General features: G+C 69.0%; 20 protein-coding genes. 7 read left to right on the forward strand and 13 right to left on the reverse strand.

Annotated features, from left to right (window positions below):
- Positions 1–28 precede the first annotated feature (28 nt).
- The 3 genes from cgi121 to NO364_RS15805 form a co-directional block, all read right to left on the reverse strand.
- Positions 29–538, reverse strand: coding sequence for a KEOPS complex subunit Cgi121 (gene cgi121, locus NO364_RS15795; protein WP_257628004.1), 510 nt, complete (start codon positions 536–538; stop codon positions 29–31).
- Positions 535–2799 carry an ATP-dependent DNA helicase gene (locus tag NO364_RS15800; RefSeq protein WP_257628005.1) on the reverse strand — a complete coding sequence of 755 codons (2265 nt, stop codon included), beginning with the start codon at positions 2797–2799 and terminating at the stop codon, positions 535–537. Before NO364_RS15800 ends, cgi121 begins: the two co-directional genes overlap by 4 nt.
- Positions 2800–2882: 83 nt before the next feature.
- Entirely contained in the window at positions 2883–3458 is a 576-nt protein-coding gene (locus tag NO364_RS15805; protein ID WP_257628006.1) for a halocyanin domain-containing protein, read from the reverse strand.
- A gap of 162 nt (positions 3459–3620) precedes the next feature.
- Between NO364_RS15805 and NO364_RS15810 the strand changes: the two genes are divergently transcribed.
- The 5 genes from NO364_RS15810 to NO364_RS15830 all read left to right on the forward strand — a co-directional run bounded on the left by NO364_RS15810 (position 3621) and on the right by NO364_RS15830 (position 7811).
- Positions 3621–5477, forward strand: coding sequence for a hypothetical protein (locus NO364_RS15810; RefSeq protein WP_157689963.1), 1857 nt, complete (start codon positions 3621–3623; stop codon positions 5475–5477).
- 47 nt (positions 5478–5524) lie between these two features.
- Entirely contained in the window at positions 5525–5758 is a 234-nt protein-coding gene (locus tag NO364_RS15815; protein ID WP_157689962.1) for a DUF8001 family protein, read from the forward strand.
- Between the two features lie 70 nt (positions 5759–5828).
- On the forward strand, positions 5829–6206 hold the full coding sequence (locus tag NO364_RS15820) for a helix-turn-helix domain-containing protein (protein ID WP_157689961.1): 378 nt from the start codon (positions 5829–5831) through the stop codon (positions 6204–6206).
- Positions 6207–6246: 40 nt separating this feature from the next.
- Positions 6247–7506, forward strand: a complete 1260-nt coding sequence (gene thrC / locus NO364_RS15825; RefSeq protein WP_157689960.1) for a threonine synthase — start codon at positions 6247–6249, stop codon at positions 7504–7506.
- A 122-nt stretch (positions 7507–7628) separates the two neighbouring features.
- Positions 7629–7811 carry a hypothetical protein gene (locus NO364_RS15830; protein ID WP_257628007.1) on the forward strand — a complete coding sequence of 61 codons (183 nt, stop codon included), beginning with the start codon at positions 7629–7631 and terminating at the stop codon, positions 7809–7811.
- Positions 7812–7868: 57 nt separating this feature from the next.
- On the opposite strand, the gene NO364_RS15835 is transcribed toward NO364_RS15830, so the two are convergent.
- Complete coding sequence (locus NO364_RS15835) at positions 7869–8180, reverse strand: hypothetical protein (RefSeq protein ID WP_157689958.1); 312 nt, start codon at positions 8178–8180, stop codon at positions 7869–7871.
- 101 nt (positions 8181–8281) lie between these two features.
- On the opposite strand from NO364_RS15835, the gene NO364_RS15840 reads away from it, so the two are divergent.
- Positions 8282–8593: a hypothetical protein gene (locus NO364_RS15840; RefSeq protein WP_257628008.1), complete on the forward strand. Its 312-nt coding sequence runs from the start codon at positions 8282–8284 to the stop codon at positions 8591–8593.
- On the opposite strand, the gene serA is transcribed toward NO364_RS15840, so the two are convergent.
- The gene (gene serA, locus NO364_RS15845) at positions 8590–10203 is read right to left on the reverse strand and encodes a phosphoglycerate dehydrogenase (protein ID WP_157689956.1); all 1614 of its coding nucleotides are present in this window, start codon (positions 10201–10203) and stop codon (positions 8590–8592) included. The genes NO364_RS15840 and serA overlap by 4 nt on opposite strands.
- Before the next feature lie 127 nt (positions 10204–10330).
- Here serA and serB point away from each other — a divergent pair, with 127 nt between their 5' ends.
- Positions 10331–10969 (forward strand): phosphoserine phosphatase SerB, encoded by a 639-nt coding sequence (serB, locus tag NO364_RS15850; protein WP_257628009.1) that lies wholly within the window; start codon positions 10331–10333, stop codon positions 10967–10969.
- A 5-nt stretch (positions 10970–10974) separates the two neighbouring features.
- Here serB and NO364_RS15855 read toward each other — a convergent pair whose 3' ends face one another.
- The 8 genes from NO364_RS15855 to NO364_RS15890 form a co-directional block, all read right to left on the reverse strand.
- A complete protein-coding gene (locus NO364_RS15855) occupies positions 10975–12264 on the reverse strand; it encodes an O-acetylhomoserine aminocarboxypropyltransferase/cysteine synthase family protein (RefSeq protein ID WP_157689954.1) in 1290 nt (429 codons plus the stop codon).
- A gap of 130 nt (positions 12265–12394) precedes the next feature.
- Entirely contained in the window at positions 12395–13114 is a 720-nt protein-coding gene (locus NO364_RS15860) for an ABC transporter ATP-binding protein (RefSeq protein ID WP_420191871.1), read from the reverse strand.
- A complete protein-coding gene (locus NO364_RS15865; protein ID WP_157689953.1) occupies positions 13111–13875 on the reverse strand; it encodes an ABC transporter ATP-binding protein in 765 nt (254 codons plus the stop codon). Before NO364_RS15865 ends, NO364_RS15860 begins: the two co-directional genes overlap by 4 nt.
- Positions 13872–14735, reverse strand: a complete 864-nt coding sequence (locus NO364_RS15870) for a branched-chain amino acid ABC transporter permease (RefSeq protein WP_257628011.1) — start codon at positions 14733–14735, stop codon at positions 13872–13874. Before NO364_RS15870 ends, NO364_RS15865 begins: the two co-directional genes overlap by 4 nt.
- 6 nt (positions 14736–14741) lie before the next feature.
- Positions 14742–15683 (reverse strand): branched-chain amino acid ABC transporter permease, encoded by a 942-nt coding sequence (locus NO364_RS15875; protein WP_157689951.1) that lies wholly within the window; start codon positions 15681–15683, stop codon positions 14742–14744.
- Between the two features lie 67 nt (positions 15684–15750).
- A complete protein-coding gene (locus NO364_RS15880; RefSeq protein ID WP_257628012.1) occupies positions 15751–17043 on the reverse strand; it encodes an ABC transporter substrate-binding protein in 1293 nt (430 codons plus the stop codon).
- Positions 17044–17236: 193 nt separating this feature from the next.
- Positions 17237–18463 carry a homoserine O-acetyltransferase MetX gene (metX, locus tag NO364_RS15885; RefSeq protein WP_157689949.1) on the reverse strand — a complete coding sequence of 409 codons (1227 nt, stop codon included), beginning with the start codon at positions 18461–18463 and terminating at the stop codon, positions 17237–17239.
- The gene (locus NO364_RS15890; RefSeq protein ID WP_157689948.1) at positions 18460–19725 is read right to left on the reverse strand and encodes an O-acetylhomoserine aminocarboxypropyltransferase/cysteine synthase family protein; all 1266 of its coding nucleotides are present in this window, start codon (positions 19723–19725) and stop codon (positions 18460–18462) included. Before NO364_RS15890 ends, metX begins: the two co-directional genes overlap by 4 nt.
- Positions 19726–19818 lie beyond the last annotated feature (93 nt).

Here is a 19818-nt window from a genome sequence, read left to right on the forward strand (position 1 = left end):
TTTATCGGCGGAAAACGTTATCCAGCCATCATTTCTCCACGTCGAGCAGGGCGACGCGCTCGTGAACCAGGTCGGTCAGGTCGCCGTCGACGGCGTCGAGTTCCGCCGCCGGCACGTCGAAGAAGGCCCGCACGCGCTCGGCGTCGACCGAATCGAGCGTCGACGCCGGGTCGAGCGCGAGGCGGTCGCGCAGGGCGGCCGCCGCGGCCGATTCGGCCCCGCCGTCCCCGTCCGCGTCGTCGACGACCACTGCGACCCGCCGCTGTCCCTCGGCGACGCCCATCTCGAGGGCGTCGTCGATCTGTCGGCGGCCCGCGGCGTACAGCAGGATCTCGACGCTCCGCTCCCGGGCGACGTTCTCCCCGCGGTCGAACGCGCGGTCGGCCAACTCGACCGCCCGCTCCAGGTGGCCACGGTCGACCAGATAGCGCGCGTCGAAGGCTTGGACCGTGAGGCCGTACTCCTCGGCGACGGCGTCGAGGGTCGAGAGCGTCCCGTCGAGGTCGTCGACCTCGATGCACCCCTCCACGACGATCATCCGAAATCACCCAGGCTGGCCTGGCCGTCGGCCTCGTCCGCCCCCTCCGTCGCGGGGCCGTCCGCGTCGCCCCCGTCGTCGACGGCCGCCCCCTCGGCGGCGCTCACGCCGTCCATCGAGGGGTCCTGCCGGCCGGCGTTCTCGAGGACCCGCTCGGCGGTGCGTTCGCGTCCCCGCAAGGCCCCGAGGACGACGGACTTCTCGGCCTCCCGGAGGTCGGCGCGGGACTCGACCCCGGCCTCGTAGAGGCGACGGGCGCGCTTGCGGCCCACGCCGCGAACGCCCGTCAGGTCGAGCAACTCCTCGCGGACGCCGTCGGCGACCCGCTTTTTCGCCTCGCGCACCGCGACGACCGAGTCGAGTTCGAGTTCGACCGCTAGGCGCTCGGCGGCGCCGAGCAGCCACTCCGCGGTGTCGACCTTCCCGCGGACGTCGCCGGGGCCGACGCCGTACCGCTCCGTGATGCGGTCCTCGTCGACCTCGCTCGCCCAGTCCTCCAGCAGTTTGGCCGTCTTCAGCGCCGCCAGCCACTCCTCGAAGCGAACGTCCTCGAACTCCGAGGGGACACGGCCGAGCAGTTCCGTCTCCCGCTCGTAACACAGTTCGGTGTAGGTCTCGCGGTCCCCCGACTTCAGGTAGAGCTGGTACATGTCGGGGGCCCGACAGACGAGGTGATAGAGGCCGAGCGCGGTGGGGTCCTCGGCCGCCCGCAGGCCGTCGACGATTTCGGCCGCGCTCATGGGGTCCAGGTAGAGCCGCGAGACGGTGTGGCCCAGGCTCGTCGCCGCGAGTTCGTCGCCCGACCGCTCGACGAAGTCGTTGGCGACCAGATACTCGATCACGCTGTCGACGACCGACTCCAGGCGCTCGGTCGTGTCGCTCTGGGCCGCGTGCAGCGTCCGGTCGAGGAAGTCGAGGAGGCCGTCGCGGCTGCGGGCGAACCCGGAGGCGACCGTCGCCAGCAGGTGCGTCCGCATCGCCGGCTCCCGGGCGAGTTTCGACTGCACCGGCTCCGGGTCGGCGTGGACGTACCGATCGAACAGTTCGTCCATGGTGTCGTGGTCCTTCGCGAGCAGGACCGCCTCGCCGTAGGGGTCGAGCCCCGGCCGCCCGGCGCGGCCGAACATCTGGTGGACCTCGAGGACGTCGAGTGGTTTCATCCCGCCGAACTCGCCGTCGTACCGGCGCCAGTCGCGCACGATCACCCGCCGGCTCGGGGTGTTGACGCCCGCCGCCAGCGTCGGCGTCGCACAGATGGCCTTCAGCAGCCGGTCGCGGAAGGCGTCCTCCACGAGCGACCGGTGTTCGGCCGAGAGCCCGGCGTGGTGGAAGGCCGCGCCCTTCCGGACGACCGCCGCCAGGTCGTCGCTGGTCTCGGTGTCCGAGACGCCGGCCACCTCCTCGGCCAGGGCGACCAGATCGTCGCGTTCGTCGTCGTCGAGGTGGCGCTCGGTCACGTCGGCCTGCCGGCGGGCCGCCGCCTCGGCGTTCCGCCGGGAGTTGACGAAGACGAGCGACGACCCGCCCTCCGCGAGCGCGTCGTCGACGAGCGCGGCGGTCGGCCGCTCGCCCCGACCCACGGGCACCTCCCGTCGACTGTCGTCGTCGAAGGTGATGGCGTCGCCGTAGTGGACGCCGGTCCGGAGGTCGACCGGCCGCCACTCCGACGCGACGAGTTCGGCGTCCAGCCAGTCGGCCACCTCGTCGGCGTTGTCGACGGTCGCCGAGAGCGCGACGACCTGCAGCTCCGGGTTGATCCGTCGAAGCTTCGCCAGCGTCACCTCCAGGGTCGGGCCCCGGTTCGGGTCGTCGACGAGGTGAACCTCGTCGGCGACGACGCAGGTGAGGTCCTCGATCCACGGCGCGCCGTTGCGCACCAGCGAGTCCACCTTCTCGCTCGTCGCGACGACGATGTCGCGGGAGGCCAGCCACTCCTCGCTCGACTCGTAGTTCCCCGTCGAGATGCCCACGTCGACGTCGAAGTCGGCCCAGCGCTCGAACTCGGCCTTCTTCTCGCTGGCGAGCGCGCGCAGCGGGACGACGTAGAGGGCTTTCCCGCCCCGCTCGACGCTCGACAGCATGGCGAGTTCGGCGATCAGGGTCTTCCCGCTCGCCGTCGGGACGCTCGCGACGAGGCTGTCGCCCCGGGTGACGCCGGCCTCGACGGCCGCGGCCTGTGGCGGGTAGAGCTCCTCGATCCCCGAGTCGACGAGGAACTCGGGAACGCCCGACGGGAGGCCGGGCACGTCCGTGGGATTCATCGGTCGGTGGTCCTTGGCGCGGCCCCGCGTTTACGCTTTCGGGTCGGCGGCGGGTGCGTCGCGTCGCCCCCGCTTCCGCCGTCTCAGCGCGCCACGATGACGCCTTTCATCCCCAGGGCTCGGTGGGGCGTACAGTGGTAGCGCCACGTTCCCGCCTCCGGGACGGTGTACTCGAACGTCGGCGAGTCACCCGACACCGGGTCCCCGCTGTCGAAGTCGCCGTTCTCCGCCACGACGTTGTGGAGGCCGCCGCTCCCCGTCCACTCCCAGACGACCGTCGCTCCCACGTCGACGCGGACGGCGGCCGGGCCGAAGGCGAATCCGCCGCCGTTCCCCTCGGCGCCCACGGCGACGGTCACCTCGTCCCGACCGGTCCGGTCGACGACCGTCCCGTCGTAGTTGCTCGTCCCCGCGAGGTAGTCGTCGATCCGGCTTCCCCCTCCCGCGCTCGGCGCCGTTCCGGTCGGCGTCGGGCTGTCGGCCGCGGCCGTCGTCGCCGCCGGCGTGGGTGTTCCGGTCGGCGTCGAGGTGTCGGTCGCCGTCTCCGTCGGCGTCGACGTTCCATCCGCTCCGGTGCCGTCCCCCGAACAGCCCGCTAGGGCGACGAGGCCGACGGCGGTACCGAGCGCTCGGACGAATCGCCGTCGTTCGCGTCTCATCGTGCCGACGTTTCGACGACGTCGTGTTAAGTCGTTCGGTCAAAAACTTTCGTTCATAGTAACATATCTAGCAAAAGCGAATGAATGGTTATCTATCTACCGAATATGAAGATATTAATACAAAGATATATACTGCGCATGAACGTGTGTTTCTGCAGACATATGTCGAACGAGGAAACGGAACGGTGGTTCGACGGGGGACGCCGGCGGTTCCTGGCGTCCCTCGGCGGTGTCATGCTCGGCACGGGGAGCGCGGCCCTCGGCGCCGGCGAGGCGGTCACCGGCGTGGCGGCACAGGAGGGCACACCGGAGCCCGGCGAGCGGATCACGAGCGCCCGCCGGGTCGGGCCACGGGACGTGGGCGCGGAGAACTACCACACCCTGTGGGCCTACCGCAAGCGCCAGTCGGTCGAGACGTTGCTCGGCGACCCGGCGGTCAACGACCTCGCGAGCGACTGGATCGCCTCCTTCGAGGCGTACGACCCGCTCACGAACGGGCTCGACGCCGTCAGCATCCAGGGGACGACGGATCTGCAGGTCGACGGGAGCCGGGAGAGCGGCACGTTCGACGTGACCGCGGTGGGTCGACAGGTCGCGTACGGCCTGGTCGACCGGACGACCGACGAACTGGTCGGTCTCGAAATCACGGACCCGATGGACGTCGAGTGGGAGCGAGGGTACGACCAGCCCTCGCGGCGACGGCGCCACGAGTTCGTCCTCGGGCACGACGAGGTCTGGCAACATCTCGACGGCCGGGTGTGGTATCCCTTCGTGAAAGTCGCGGAGGTCATCACCGCCTACGACGACTACCCCCACGGCGAGGTGACGCCCATCGCCTACTACTTCAAAAACGAGGACGGCGGTCTCTCGCTTCTGAGCACGTTCGTCGACGTCTCCGGCGAGGAGTTCGAACTCCTCGACGTGACGCGGGTCGACCGGTTCGTCAGGACGTCGCCGATGGAGATGGCGCGGGCCACCGAACCGACGGGCGAGACGGCGCTCGGCTCCCTGCCCGTGCCGCCGATGGCCCAGCGTCCGCAGATCACCGGGCCAGAGGGCTTTCACAACATCGAGACGCCACCGAGCACCATCGAGCAGTCGAGTTGGGAGATCACCTGGCAACCCCCGCAGACGGAGGGGGCCGTCGTCGACGCCAGCTACGACGGGACGCCGGTCTTCGAGGATCTCGCGGCGGTCGCGACGCCCACCGGCTACGACCTCCCCGAGCGCGACGGCCGCAACACCCGGGAGTGGTTCTTCCCGGACGATTCGCCCGTCTTCAGCGGCAACCTCCTCTACTGGGACATCCACAGCCCGACCTTCGGCGGGCCGGGCGTCCTGGGGACCACCGACCACCCCGAAACCGGGGACCACCCCGAGGGCTTCCGGCTCCGGACCCACTTCCACACTGGCGCCCTTCCCAACGCCAGGGACTTCCACTCCGGCCACCGGTTCGGTCCGTACAACTACTACATCAACTTCGACTTCTACGAGGACGGGGTGTTCATGCCCTCCTGGCAACGCCAGGGGCCGGGTTACATCACGGAGTACCTGTTCGATCCGGACCGCCGCGACCACGAGGGCCCCGTCCAGTATTACCTCTCCTTCTGGGCGTTCCGCCCCGCGCCCGGCGGCGCCGACGGCGTCGAGACCCACGTCTTCGACGGCGACGAGTGGCAACAGCCCGAGGAGGAGGTGTACGTCGAGGGCGACGACCGCACCATCGTCCGGTTCTCCCACCGGACGTTCTCCCAGTCCATCGACATCCCGCTCGACGACTACAAAGAGATGGTGATCGTCAGACCGGACGAAGACGAGATCGGGGAGGCGACGCGGGTGCTCGACGCCGAGACGGAGCTCGACTTCTACCACCCGGCACAGTACGTCGACGGCGAGCGCATCCAGGGACGACCGGTCGTCGCGTGGCTCGTTCTGGAGGCGCCGATCCACGAGGTTCCCCATCCCTCCGGCATCTCGACGTTCACCGCGCTCGGCGAGTTCCACCTCTCGGGGTACTGACCGGCGCCTCGGCGGGAGTTTTAGGCGTGGCCCCGTCACGTGTACCCATGTCCACGCTCACGATCGACGCCGGCGAGCTGACGGCCGCCGAGATCATCGACGCGCTGGAGGACGGCCAGCGTGTCGTCGTTCGCCTCGAAATGCTCGGCGGCGTCCACGAGGTGACGCTCCGGCACGACGGTACCACCTACTACTGCGACACCCCGACCACGCTTCACAAACACGACTCGGCCGACGAGATGCGGACCTGCATCGAGCGGATGGGGTACGGCCGGGACTGACGGACCGCGGCCGGAGCGCCGCCCGATCCCGCTGCCGCAGTTTTAACGTCACGCGTGCTGAACGTGAGGTATGGCCGACGCGCCCGACATCGACGAACTCGTCGGCGTCGAGGAACCGACCTTCCAGCACGTTCTCTCCTGTGTCTTCGGCATCCAGACCCACGAGAGCCGGACGTACCTGACGCTCCTCGACAACCCCGGGAGCACCGTGGCGGAGCTCGCGGAGGAGCTCGACCGCGACCGGAGCAACGTCAACCGATCGCTGACGACCCTACTGGAGAAGGGCCTCGTCGAGCGGGAGCGCCGCCTGCTCGATCCGGGAGGGTACGTCTACCAGTACACCGCGACGCCGCTCCCGGAGGCGAAGGAGCTGATGCACCGCACCCTCGACGAGTGGGTCGAACAGGTCCACGTCGCCATCGACGGCTTCGGCACGGAGGCGGAATGAACCCGTCCCGTTTTTGCCCCGCGGGTCCATCCTTCCGCCAATGAGCATGAACCTGACCGCGGCCGCCCCGGCGGCACCGGCCACCGCCGACGACGGCGTCTGGCTCGCCTGCATCGAGTGTGGCGAGACGTTCGCCCCCTTCTCGTCGATCCGGTACACCTGCGATCACTGCGACGGCCTGCTAGAGGTGCGCTACGCCGACCCGCCGACCTTCGAGGACTTCTCGGGCGACGGCGTCTGGCGCTACGCGGCCGCGCTCCCCTTCGAGGAGGGCGTCTCGCTCCCCGAGGGGTCGACGCCGCTCCACCACGTCCCCCGGCTGGAGGAGGAGGTGGGCGTCGAGCGCCTCAGGATCAAACACGAGGGGATGAACCCGACGGGGAGCTTCAAGGATCGGGGCATGACCGTCGGCGTCCGCGTGGCGAAGGAACTCGGCGTCGGCCGCTTGGCCTGTGCCTCGACGGGCAACACGAGCGCCGCGCTCGCGGCTTACGGCGCCCGCGGCGGGATGGCGACGCTCGTGCTCCTGCCCGCCGGCAAGGTGGCCGCCGGCAAGATCGCCCAGGCCGCCCTCCACGACGCCCGCATCCTCGAGGTCGACGGCAACTTCGACGACTGTCTCGACATCGTCCAGGACCTCGCGGCCCGCGGCGAGGTGTACCTGCTCAACTCGCTCAACCCCTTCCGACTGGAGGGTCAGAAGACCATCGGCCTGGAGATCTTAGAGGAATTCCACGCGGACCACGGCACGTATCCGGACCGGATCGTCCTCCCGGTCGGCAACGCGGGCAACACCTCGGCGCTCTACAAGTGCTTCCGGGAACTCGTCCAGAGCGGGGCGATCGACCCCGGGGACGTGCCGAAACTCACCGGCGTCCAGGCCGAGGGCGCGGCGCCGATGGTCGAGGCGGTGGAGGAGGGCAACGACGGGATCCGCCGCTGGCCCGAGGTCGAGACCATCGCCACCGCCATCCGTATCGGCAACCCGGTGAACGCGCCGAAGGCGCTGCCGGGGATCCGGGAGACGGGCGGCACCGCCGTCGCCGTCTCCGACGAGGCGATCACCGACGCCCAGCGGGCGCTCGCCGGCGAGGGCGTCGGCGTCGAACCCGCCTCCGCGGCCTCCATCGCCGGCCTGCGGAAACTCCGCGACCGGGGCGTCGTCGACGACGACGAGCAGGTGGTCTGTCTCACCACCGGCCACCTGCTGAAGGATCCCGACGCCGCCTTCACGGCCGGCAACGACCCCGAACCCGTCCCGAACGACACCGAGGCCGTCCTGGAGCACATCGCGGAGTGAGGCGGCGGTCGGCCCGTCGACCCGCGGGCCCACGCGACCGGCCGACGCGATCCCGTTGTGATTTTCCGGAGTTAACGCCCGGTTCTTGTGTGTGGGGCCGTTACACACGGCCGAATGGGGTATTGAACGAACACACCAAGACGGTCCACAAGCACGAACTGGGCAGCACGGACCTCCACACGGTCTGTGGCGTCACCCACCACCTCGCGTCCGATCACCTGCGGCGGATCACCGTCGAACGGGCGGTTTCGGACCACGGCGCGACGAAGTGTGGTCGGTGTTTCGAGAGCGGTGGCGGCTACTGACTCGGTCCGTCGCCGACACCGGATCGGTTCGGCCTCGCGGCGGCCCGGGAGTCCCGCTCAGGCGCCGATTTCGGGGTCGGCCGCCAGGTCGTCGAACCCGGCGAGCCGGTAGGCTCGCGAGTCGGTGCAGTCCTCGTGGTCGGCCGCCAGGGTGCCGATCGCCAGGTCGTAGCGGTGGGCGAAGTCCGCGTAGTCGTCCGCGTCGGCGACGGCGTCGAGCAACGCCTCGGCGGTCAGGTCCTCGGCCACCTCCGACCGGAAGGCCGCCGCCTTCGTCGCCGCCGCCTCGGCCGTCTCGCCGTCGGCGTCGAACCGCGATTCGAAGCCCTCCGCGACCGTCGATCGAAACGCGTCGTCGTCCTCACTCATGGACGGATTCAGGGGCGCCGGACACCTATACGTTGCGCGTTCGACGCCGTCGGACGACCGTCTGACGGGGGTTTTTGATCGCGTGTGAGGAAATGTCACACATGGTACCGAGCGGCCTCCCGACCGGGACGGTCAGTAGCGGTCGCGACGGGCCCGAGTCCCCGCGCGACCGCGACGACGCCGCCCCCGACGCCCGGGCACGCATCGCCGAACTGGAGCGGGAAAACGAGGCGTTGCGCGCCGCGGTCGAGAAACAGCGCCGCGAGAACGAGCGGATCGTCGCGCAGTACGAGCGGTTGCTCGATCGGCACCGGGACGCGTCGTCGGAATCCGACGATCCCGATCCCGCGCCCGATCCGGACCCCGCCGACGCCGGCGCCATCGAGCGGCTCACCAGCTTCCTCGGCCGCTAGTCGTCCGCGGTGCCGGTTTCGCCGCCCTCGTCCTCGCCGAGCGTGATCTGTTTCACCTCGATGATGCGCTCGTCGGCCTGAATCTCGCCGACGGCGCCGTTCGGCACCGGCGAGTCGAGGTTGTAGACGGTCATCGCCTCGCCGCCGAGGGTCTCGCGGCCGTTGAACATCCCCGCGATGTTGACGTCGTTGTCGCCGAGGACGGTCCCGATCAGGCCGAGGACCCCGGGACGGTCGTAGTTACGCACCACGAGCATCTGGCCGTGGGGGACGGCGTCGACCCGGTAGCCGTCGATGCGGACGATCCGGGGGTCGTCGCCGGTGAAGAGCGTGCCACAGACGCCGATCTCGTCGTCGCCGTCACCGACGGTGACGGTGACGAGGCTCTGGAAGTCCTCGCTCTGGCGGGTCTTCTCCTCGGTCACCTCGATGCCGCGTTCCTCGGCGATCTTCGGCGCGTTGACCGCGTTCACCTGCCACTCCAGGGGCTCGAAGACGCCCTTGAGCCCGCTCGCGGTGACGAACTCGACGTCCTCGTCGGCGATGTCGCCCTCGTAGCGCACGCGGACCTCCGAGATGCGACCGTCGAACATCTGGGCGGCGACCTTGCCGGCCGTCTCCGCGAGTTCGATGTACGGCTGGACCCTGGGGAACGCGCTCTCGTCGATCGAGGGGGCGTTCAGGGCGTTCGCGACCGGTTCGTCCGCGAACGCCGCGACGATCTGGTCGGCGATGCTCGTCGCGACGTGTTCCTGTGCGGCCTCCGTCGACGCCCCGAGGTGGGGCGTGACGACGACGTCGTCGACGGCGAGCAGCGGGTTGTCCGGCGAGACGGGTTCGTCCGCGAACACGTCGACCGCGGCGCCGGCGAGCGTGCCGTCCTCGACGGCCGCCGCGAGGGCGTCCTCGTCGACGACGCCGCCGCGCGCGCAGTTGACGAGGTAGCCGCCCTCCATTAGGGCGAGTTCGTCCCCGGCGATCATCCCCTCGGTCTCCGGGGTCAGCGGCGTGTGGACCGTCAGGAAGTCCGCGCGCTCCAGACACGCCTCGAACTCGACGAGTTCGGCGCCGAGCTGGTCGGCCCGCTCCTGTCCGATGTAGGGGTCGTACGCGACCAGGTCCATCCCGAGCGAGCCCAGGCGCTTTGCCACCTCCTGTCCGACGCGACCGAGGCCGACGACCCCGAGGGTCTTGGCGTTGAGCTCCGTCCCGAGGTAGTCGCCTTTCGCCCACTCGCCGGTCCGCAGGCGGGCGTGGGCCTGCGGGATGGAGCGGGCGGTCGCGAAGGTCATGGCGACCGTGTGTTCCGCGGCCGCGCGGACGTTCCCCTCGGGGGCGTTGGCGACGATGACGCCGTGGTCGGTCGCGGCGTCGATGTCGATGTTGTCGACGCCGATCCCCGCCCGGCCGACGATGACCAGATCCGGGGCAGCCTCGAACACCGCTTCGGTCACGTCCGTCCCCGACCGCACCACGAGCGCGTTGGCGTCCGCGACGGCGTCGAGCAGGGCCGCCCCCTCGACGTCGTACGCGGTCTCCACCTCGTGGCCCGCGTCGCGAAGGCGGGTCAGCCCTGCGTCGGCGATCGGATCCGTGACGAGTACCTTCATACTCGAACCGATCCGAGGGCGGCTGTTAAGCGTTTCCAAACGCGTCGTCCGTCCCTGGCGACGGTCGGAACCAGACCGCCCCGACGGGTGGCGAGGGATTCAAACCCCCGGCCGGCGAGGGGTCGGTATGCGACTCGTCGCCTTCGACTTCGACGGCACGCTGTCGGACTCCGAGATGACGGTCCTGCTCGGGGCCCAGCGCGGCGTCGACGACCGCATGGCTTCGATCACCGAACGGGCGATGAACGACGAACTCAGCTACGCCGAGAGCCTACGCGAGCGGGCGTCGCTGCTTGAGGGGCTCGCCCTCGACGACGCCGACGACGCCTTCGACCGGGTGCGCCTTCGCTCGGGTGCGGCCGACCTGATCGCCCGCCTGAACGACGCCGGCCACCACACGGCCGTCCTCACCGGCGGGTTCGAGCGCGGCGTCGAACGCGCGCTCGACCGCGAGGGCGTCGCCGTCGACACCGTGATCGCCAACCGCCTGCCCGCGAGCGGGGGCCGCCTGACCGGCGACGTCGAAGGGCCGCTGATCGAGGGGACGAAAGACGAGGCACTGGAGTCGCTCGCCGCCGACCGCGACCTCCCCCTGTCGCGGACCGTCGCCGTCGGCGACGGCGCCAACGACCTCCCGATGCTCGAAGTCGCCGGCCTCTCGGTCGGCTTCCTCCCCAAACCCGCCGTCCGCCCCGCCTGCGACACGGTGGTGGCATCGATGGATCGGCTAGGGCGGGTGTTCGAGGAGCACGGACTCCTCGGGTGATCGGGTCACGTCGCCGCGTCGATGGCCCGATCCAGGTCGGCGACGATGTCCTCCACGTCCTCGAGGCCCACCGAGAGGCGGACCATGTCGGGCGTGACCCCCGCGGCCGCCTGCTCCTCGTCGGTCAACTGCTGGTGGGTGGTGGAGGCGGGGTGGATCACCAGCGTCTTCGCGTCGCCGACGTTCGCGAGCAGGGACGCGAGTTCCACGTTGTTCACCGTGCCCTTCGCGGCCTCGTAGCCGTCCGCGAGGCCGAAGGTGATCATGCCGCCGTAGCCCCCGTCGAGGTACTCGCTCGCCGCGTCGTGGGTCTCGTGGGACTCCAGTCCGGGGTAGTTCACCCACGCGACGTCGGGGTGGTCCGCCAGATGTTCGGCGACGGCCATCGCGTTCTCGCAGTGGCGGGCCATCCGCATCGGGAACGACTCCAGTTTCTGGAGCGTGACCCAGGCGTCGAACGGCGACTGGGTGTTGCCGAGGTCACGCAGGCCGCGGGCGATGGCGGCGTAGGTGAAGCCCGCGGGCGCGAACGTCTCGTGGAAGTTGACGCCGTGGTAGGCGGGGTTGTCCTGCCCGATTTCGGGGTAGTCCTCGGCGTACGCGCCCCAGTCGAAGGTGCCGCCGTCGACGAGGACCCCGCCGACGGTCGACCCCGACCCGTGGAGCCACTTGGTCGTCGAGTTCCAGACCAGGTCCGCGCCGTGTTCGACCGGCCGGCACAGGTACGGCGTGGCGAACGTGTTGTCGACGAGCAGCGGCACCCCGTGGTCGTGGGCGATGTCGGCGACACGCTCGATGTCGGGGGTGACGAGCGCGGGGTTGCCGATGGTTTCGAGGTGGACGTAGGCGGTGTCCTCGTCGATGGCCTCGGCGTAGGCGTCGTAATCGAGGGTGTCGACGAAGCGGGTGGTGATCCCCCGGCGCTCGACGGTGTGGGTCAGGTAGGTGTAGGTCCCGCCGTACAGCGCCGACGCGGTGACGATGTTGTCGCCCGACTCCGCGAGGAGGAAGGTCGCGAGGTCGAGCGAGGCCATCCCCGAGGCGGTGGCGGCGGCGCCGACGCCGCCCTCCAGCGAGGCCAGGCGCTCCTGGAGGGTGCCGACGGTGGGGTTCATCAGCCGCGAGTAGATGTGTCCCTCCTTCTCCAGGGCGAACTGCCCCGCGGCGTCGTCGGCGTCGTCGAAGACGTAGGAGGTGGTCTGGTAGATTGGCGGCGCCCGCGCTCCCGTCGAGGGGTCGGGTGACTGGCCGGCGTGGAGGCTTCGCGTGTGGAATCCGGGTTCCTCGTCTGGCATAGTTAACCGTTCGCCCCCTACGGGTTAAAACCGGCAGACAGAAGCGGACTCTGCCGGCGTCTGCGACGCCGCCACGAAACGTGGCTCGGTCCGCGGGAGCCGCGGTGTCGCGCGGGCGATGCCGTTCGGCTCAGTCGGTGCCGAGGTAGAGTTCGGCCACCTCGTCGCTGTCGAGCAACTCCTCGCCGGTCCCCTGGAATCGGTTCTCTCCCATGTCGAGGACGATGCCGCGATCGGAGCGCTTGAGCGCCGCCCGGGCGTTCTGCTCGACCATCAGGATGGGCGTGCCGGCGTCGTTGATCTCGACGATCTTCTCGAACATCTCCTCGACGAGTTGGGGGGCCAGCCCCGCCGACGGCTCGTCGAGGACGAGCAGGTCGGGATCGAGGATCATCGCGGTTCCCATGGCGACCATCTGCTGTTGCCCGCCGCTGAGGGAGCCGGCTCGCTGCTCCGCGCGCTCCTCGAGGACGGGGAACTGCTCGTACACCTCCTCGAGTCGCTCGTCGAAGTCGAACCAGTCCTTGCCCTCGGCCGGCCACGCTCCCATCTTCAGGTTCTCCATGACCGAGAGGTTCGGGAAGATGTTGTCGTTCTGGCGGACGTAACAGACGCCGTATTCGACGATTTCCTCCGGCGGCTTGTCGGCCAGGTCGGTGCCGTCGAAGACGACCGACCCTTCCCGCGCCTCGACCACGCCGACGATGGTCTTCAGCAGGGTCGACTTCCCCGCGCCGTTCGGGCCGATGATCGTAACCATCTCGCCGTCGGCCATCTCCATGTCCACGCCGTGGACGATGATCGCGTCGCCGTAGCCGCTGACGACGTTCTCGAGTTCGAGTAACATCAGACTTCGCCTCCCAGGTACGCTTCGAGCATCCGCTCGTCGGACTGCACTTCCTCCGGGGTTCCCTTCGAGAGCACTCCGCCGTCGTGCATCCCGATGACGGTGTTGGAGATGCGCATGATCGCCTCGATGTCGTGTTCGACGACGAGGAACGTCATGTCGCGCTCGTCGCGCAGGTCCATGATGCGCTGGAGGAGGCGATCGGTCAGGTCGGGGTTGACGCCGGCCATCGGCTCGTCGAGCAACAGGAGCTCCGGGTCGGCCATCAGCGCCCGTCCGAGTTCCAGCAACTTCCGCTGGCCGCCCGAGAGGTTGCCGGCGTACTCGTCGCGCAGGTCCCAGAGTTCGAGGAATTTCAGTAGCTCCTCGGCGCGGTCACGCGCATTCCCCTCGAACTCGCGGACGCTACTGGTGTTCGCGGCCGCCGCGAGCACCTTTTCTCCGGGGTTGTTCTGCGACGCGAGCAGCATGTTGTCCATCACCCGCATCCCGGTGAGCTCCTGTGCGATCTGGAAAGTCCGCACCAGACCGCGCTGGGTCCGCTCGTTGGGCGCGAGGTCGGTGATGTCCTCGCCGTCGAACGTCACGGTCCCCTCGTCGGGCTTGTGGAAGCCCGCGAGCAGTTTGAACATGGTGGACTTGCCGGCACCGTTCGGACCGATGACGCCGACGATTTCCTGGCGCTCCACCTCGAAGGAGACGTCGTCGACGGCGACGATGCCGCCGAACGTCTTCCGGAGGCCGTCGGCTTCGAGGAGCGTCATCGGGTCGCCTCCCCGAACAGGCCGTCCGGACGAGTCAACAGCCCGATGATCAGTGCGACGAGACCGACGCCGAACTTGTACTCCGAGGGGATGACGGCGACGCTCACTTCCTGTGCGAGGCCGATGAAGTAGCCACCGGCGACGGCACCCTTGGGGTCACCGATACCGCCCAGGATGACCGCCGCGAAGATGGCGATCAGGGCGGTGAAACCCATGTTCGGGCGGATCTGTGCGTCGAGTCCGAGCATGATGCCGCTGAGGCCGGCAATGGCACCGCCGATCAGCCAGACGTACAGGACGAGTTTCTCCGTGTCGACGCCGCGGATGCGCGAGAGCATCCGATCGTCGGACGCCGCGCGCATCGCGATGCCGATCCGGGTCCGACGGAGCATGACGTAGACACCGAGCAGCAGGAGCAGGCTCACGACGATGATCGCAACCTGCTCGACGCTGAACCGGATCCCCAAGAACGAGGGGTTGGCCTCCATCGGGAGCTCGTAGAAGTGCCCGCTGGGCCCCCAGATGGCGCGCAGCAGGTTCCGGATGAAGAAGGCCACGCCGATCGAGACGATGAGCAGCGTGATCGGGCTCCGGGTCCGGAAGTGCTGGAAGACGAGTTTGTCGAGGACCACCGAACCGACGGACATGAAGAGGATGCCGGCGACGATGGCGACGCCGATCGGCAGTCCGACCTGTGCGTTGACCGCCCAGGCGACGTACGCACCGGCGGCCATGTAGTCGCCGTACGCGATGTTGATGAAGTTGAGGATGCCGAAGATGAGCGTCAGCCCCAACGCGGCGACGGAGATGATGCTTCCGACGACCAGTCCGTTCCAGATGAGTTGTGGATCAAGTACCATCGATGATCACTCCGACGTACCGGCCTGCAACCGCTCGGCGTCGCCGAGCAGGCCCTCCGGCCGGTAGTAGAGGACGAGAATCAACACCACTCCGACGACCATCAGTCGGATGTAGGAGAGTTGGTCGCCGAAGGGCACGTCGCCGGGGATGAACCGCGTGATCTGTCGGAGCCCCACGATGACGCTGGCCCCGAGGATCGCGCCGCCGTAGCTCCCGGCACCGCCGATGATGACGGCCGCCCAGATCAGGAACGTGATGCTAGGCAGGAACATGATCGACGAGATGGCGTAGACGTAGTGCGCCCAGAGGCCGCCGGCGAGGCCGGCGATGGCCGCGCCGATGCCGAACGACTTCAGCTTGAAGACGTAGGTGTTCTTGCCGAGTGCGAGGGGCACGTCGTCGTTCTCGCGGATCGCGTGGAGCACCCGGCCGAACGGGCTGGACGAGAGCCGTTCGAACAGCAGGTAGCAGACGGCGACGATGGCCCACACGAGGACGAAGTAGAAGAGGTCGTAACTGACCGGGATCGCGCCGTCGAGCGGGCGGGGGATGTTCTTCAGCGTCTGGGCCCCCGTCGTCAGCCACGCCTCGTTGTGGATCAGCAGCCGGATGAGCTCCGCGGCACTCAGCGTCACTATCGCCAGGTAGTCGCCCTCGAGCCGGACGCTCGGGAGGGCGATCAACACGCCGACGACGCCGGCGAGGGCGGTCCCCGCGACGAGGCCGACGATGATCGGGAAGTCGAACCCGACGACTCGCGTCGCGAGGCTGCCGGTCGCCGGCGGCGTCGTGAGTATCGCGGACGTGTACGCGCCGACCGCGAAGAAGGCCGCGTGTGCGAAGTTCAACAGCCCGGTGTCGCCCCAGTGCATGTTCATGCCGATCGCCAGCAGCGAGTAGATGCCGGCGATGATGCCGACGACCAGCAGTAGGTCTACAAGCGCCATGGTTCGATGTGGTTCATGTGTTGAATATTGGGAGTTGGTGTGCGTCTGCGGACGTTACAGACGAGCCTCAAGCGGTCAGTTCCTCGGTCGAGAACTTCGTCAGCTCGGTCCACTCGCCGCCCTCGACTTCGAGGACGGAGAACGGTCCGACGGGGTCGCCGTCCTCGTCGAAGTTCTGCGGGTTCGACGCGCCCTGGTAGTTGATCTCGTTGCCGGCTTCGAGTTCCTCCTTCCCTTCGGAGAAGGTGGTGACCTCGGTGCCCTCGGGGCGGGCCACCGGGTTGATGTTGTCCGTGATGGCCTGCCGGGTGGCCTCGCCGGCGCGCTGGGCCGCCAGCGCGATGAGGTTCATCGCGTCGTAGCCGGCGGCACCGAAGGTGCCCGGTGCCTGACCGTGCATGTCCTGGTGGGCCTGCTGGAACTGGTCGTACGCCGGGCCGGGCGCGGGAGCCTGCCCGAAGATCGGTGCCTCCGCCATCACGTCGGGGCCGATGCGCTCGATGAAGTCGGCCGTGATGACGTCGTTCCCGATGAAGATGGGGATGTCGAGGTCGGCCTCGATGTAGTTGCGCATGAACAGCGCCGACACCTCGGTGCCGGCGGTCATGGAGATGACGTCCGCCCCGGAGTCGGCGATCTCTTGCATCTCGCTGCGGTAGGAGTCGGAGTTGATGGCGAGGGCCACGTCCGCGACCTGCTCGCCGCCCTGGCCGGTGAAGTAGTCCGCCACCGCCGCCGAGAAGCTCTGGGACCCCTTGTCGTCCTTGTACACGACCGCCATCTGGGTGTAGTCGTTGTCGAGGGCGTACTGGCCCTGCGCGCGCCCGGCGATGGCGTCGCTCGGGACCGTCCGCCAGAGGTAGTCGTCGGGGCCACCCACGTCGTCCAGTTGAGTCGTCCCCGCGGAGACGGAGAGCATCGGCAACTGGGCGTCCGCGACCGGCTGGAACAGGTTCGGGATCACCGTACTCGACGGGCCGAGCGTGGCCACGACGCCGGCTTCGTCGAGCGTGTTGAACCCTGAGACGGCCGCTTGCGGCGTCGTCTCCGTGTCCTGTTCGTTGATCTCGATCTCGCTGCCGAGGACACCGGCGTCGTTGATGTCGGCGAGGGCGACGTCGCGGCCGCGGGCAGCGTTCGGACCGACCCAGCCGAGCCCCTGGCTGAACGGGGCGAGGGTGCCGACGAGGATCGAGTCGCCACCGCCACCGCCACCACCATCGCCGCCATCGCCACCGTCACCACCACCGCCATCGCCGCCGTCGCCACCGCCCCCACCGGAGCAACCGGCGAGTCCAACGATACTTGCCGCGCCTGCTGCCTTGACGAATCGCCGTCGTCGAACGGTCCTGTCGGACATCTTCAATCATATGCACAGTTGCTTACTTGCATTAACGTTTGTGGAATAAGCGAATGATAACAACCCACACCAACAGACGACGGACGTCCGATTCCGACCCACCGCTATTCGGATGCCGAAGACGGCGTCGGATCACCCGTGATCGTCGGTCGAGTGTCCTCGGAGCGGGCCGGGTCGACGGGTGGCCGCGCCCTCACCCGCTGAACAGCGAGTTGTGGACCGGCGCGAAGTCCGCCTCGGCCTCGCCCCCGTCGTCCTCGCTCGCGGTGTCGTGGATGGCGCGGCCGTCGAGGCCCTCCGCGAGGAAGTCCCGGAGCGGCGGCCCCACCTTCTCGGGTTCGACGAGAAAGGCGTCGTGGCCGTGGTCCGACTCGACGACGTGGTGGGCGACGGGGACGCCCGCCGTCCGGCAGGCCTCGGCGAGCGACTCCGACTGCGCGACGGTGAAATGCCAGTCGCCGGTGAAGGACATGAGCAGGGCCTCCCCCTCGAAGGCGCCGAGCGCGTCGGCGTCGCCCTCGTACCCCTCGCTGAGGTCGTAGTCGTCCATCGCCCGGGTGAGATAGAGGTAGGAGTTGGGGTCGAAGCGGTCGACGAACTTCTCGGCCTGGTAGTCGAGGTAGGACTCCACCTCGCGGTAGGGGAAGTAGGCGGCGGCGCGGTCGGCGGGGAACGACCGGACGGCGTCCCGCCCGGCCGCTCGGCGGCCGAACTTCTCGCGCATCGACGTCTTCGAGAGGTACATCACGTGGCCGATCTGTCGGGCGAGCGCGAGGCCGTCGGTCGGCCGCTCGCCGCCGTAGTAGTCCCCACCCCGCCAGGCGTCGTCGGTGGTGATGGCCCGGCGGGCGATGGCATCGAGAGCGAGACACTGCGAGTCGAGGCGTGCGGCGGCCGCGACGGGGACGATCCGTGCCACGTCGTCGGGATACTGCACCGCCCAGTCGAGGACGTTCATGCCCCCCGCGCTCCCGCCGACGACGGCGTGCAGACGGCCGACGCCCAGGTCGTCGAGCAGACGGCGCTGAGCCTGCGTCCAGTCGCCGACCGTCACGGGTGGGAAGTCCGTCCCCCAGGGCTCGCCCGTCTCGGGGTTCTCGGCCGGCGGGCCGGAACTTCCGTAACAGGAGCCGGGGACGTTCGCACAGACGACGTAGTACTCGGTGGTGTCGATGGCCTTCCCCGGCCCGACGATGTCGTTCCACCACGCCCGCGCCTGCCCGGCCGTCTCGGCCAAGCCGGCGCTGGCGACGTTCTGGCTCCCGGTGAGCGCGTGACAGATCAGGACGGCGTTGCTCCCCTCCTCCGTCGCCTCGAAGTCGCCGTAGGCCTCGTATGCCACCTGCAGGTCGTCGATGGACTCGCCACACTCGAAGGTGAACTCGCCCAGGCTCCGCGTCCCGCTCTCGACGGAGGTCACCGCAACCCACGCTCCAGGTCGGCGACGATGTCGTCGACGTCCTCCAGGCCCACCGAGAGGCGGATCATGTCGGGCGTGACCCCGGCGGCGCGCTGTTCCGCCTCGCTCAACTGCGAGTGGGTGGTGGAGGCGGGGTGGATCACCAGCGTCTTCGCGTCGCCGATGTTGGCGAGGAAACTCGCCATCTCGACGGTCTCACACAGGTCCTTCGCGGCCTCGAACCCGTCCGCGAGGCCGAAGGTGATCATGCCGCCGCCGCCGTCGAGGTACTCGCTCGCCGCGTCGTGGGTCTCGTGGTCCGCGAGGCCGGGATAGGTCACCCACCCGACCGCCGGGTGGTCGACCAGGAACTCGGCGACGGCCGCGGCGTTCTCGCAGTGACGATCCATCCGCAGGGGGAGCGTCTCCAGCCCCTGGAGGGTGACCCAGGCGTCGAACGGCGACTGTCCGTTGCCGAGGCTCCGGAGCGAGCGGTACCGCGCGGCGGCCGCGAAGGCCCGTTCCCCGAACCGCTCGCTGAAGTCGAAGCCGTAGGCCGGGTTCTCCCCGGCGAGTTCGGGGTAGTCGACCTCGGGATGGTCCCAGGGGAAGGTACCGCCGTCGACGAGGACGCCACCGAGCGTGGTTCCCGAGCCGTGGATCCACTTCGTCGTCGACTCCCAGACGATGTCTGCGCCGTGTTCGAGCGGCCGACACAGGTACGGCGTGGCGAAGGTGTTGTCGACGAAAAGCGGCGCCCGGCGCTCGTGGGCCACCTCGGCCAGTCGCTCGAAGTCCGGCGTCAACAGGGACGGGTTCGACAGCGTCTCGACGTGGACGAAGGCAGTGTCGTCGTCGACGGCCTCGGCGTAGGCGTCGTAATCGAGGGTGTCGACGGTCCGGAACTCGATCCCCCGACGCGTGGCCATCTTCGAGAAGTACGTACTGGTCCCGCCGTACATGTCGGAGGCGGCGACGACGTTGTCGCCGGCCTCGGCGAGGATGCTCGTGGCGGCGTCCAGCGCGGCCATACCCGCGGTGGTGGCGACGGCGTCGGTTCCCCCCGACAACGCGGCCAGTCGCCGTTCGAGGGTCCGGGTCGTCGGGTTCGAGAACCGCGAGTAGATGTTGTCCTCGACGTCCAGGCTGAACCGCTCCGCCGCGTCGTCGGCGTCGTCGAAGACGTACGACGTGGTCTGGTAGATGGGCGGCGCACGGGCACCCGTCGCCGGGTCCGGCTCCTGCCCGGCGTGGAGGCTTCGGGTGTGAAAGCCGTCGGTCATGTGTATGGTGCATATTTCCGGAACAACTTATAACCGTGAGGTACGGACCGAACGGAGCGTCGTCGTCGCCGGGGGCGGTATCAAAAGGACCAT

Source organism: Haloplanus salinarum (assembly GCF_024498175.1).
GTDB lineage: Archaea > Halobacteriota > Halobacteria > Halobacteriales > Haloferacaceae > Haloplanus > Haloplanus salinarum.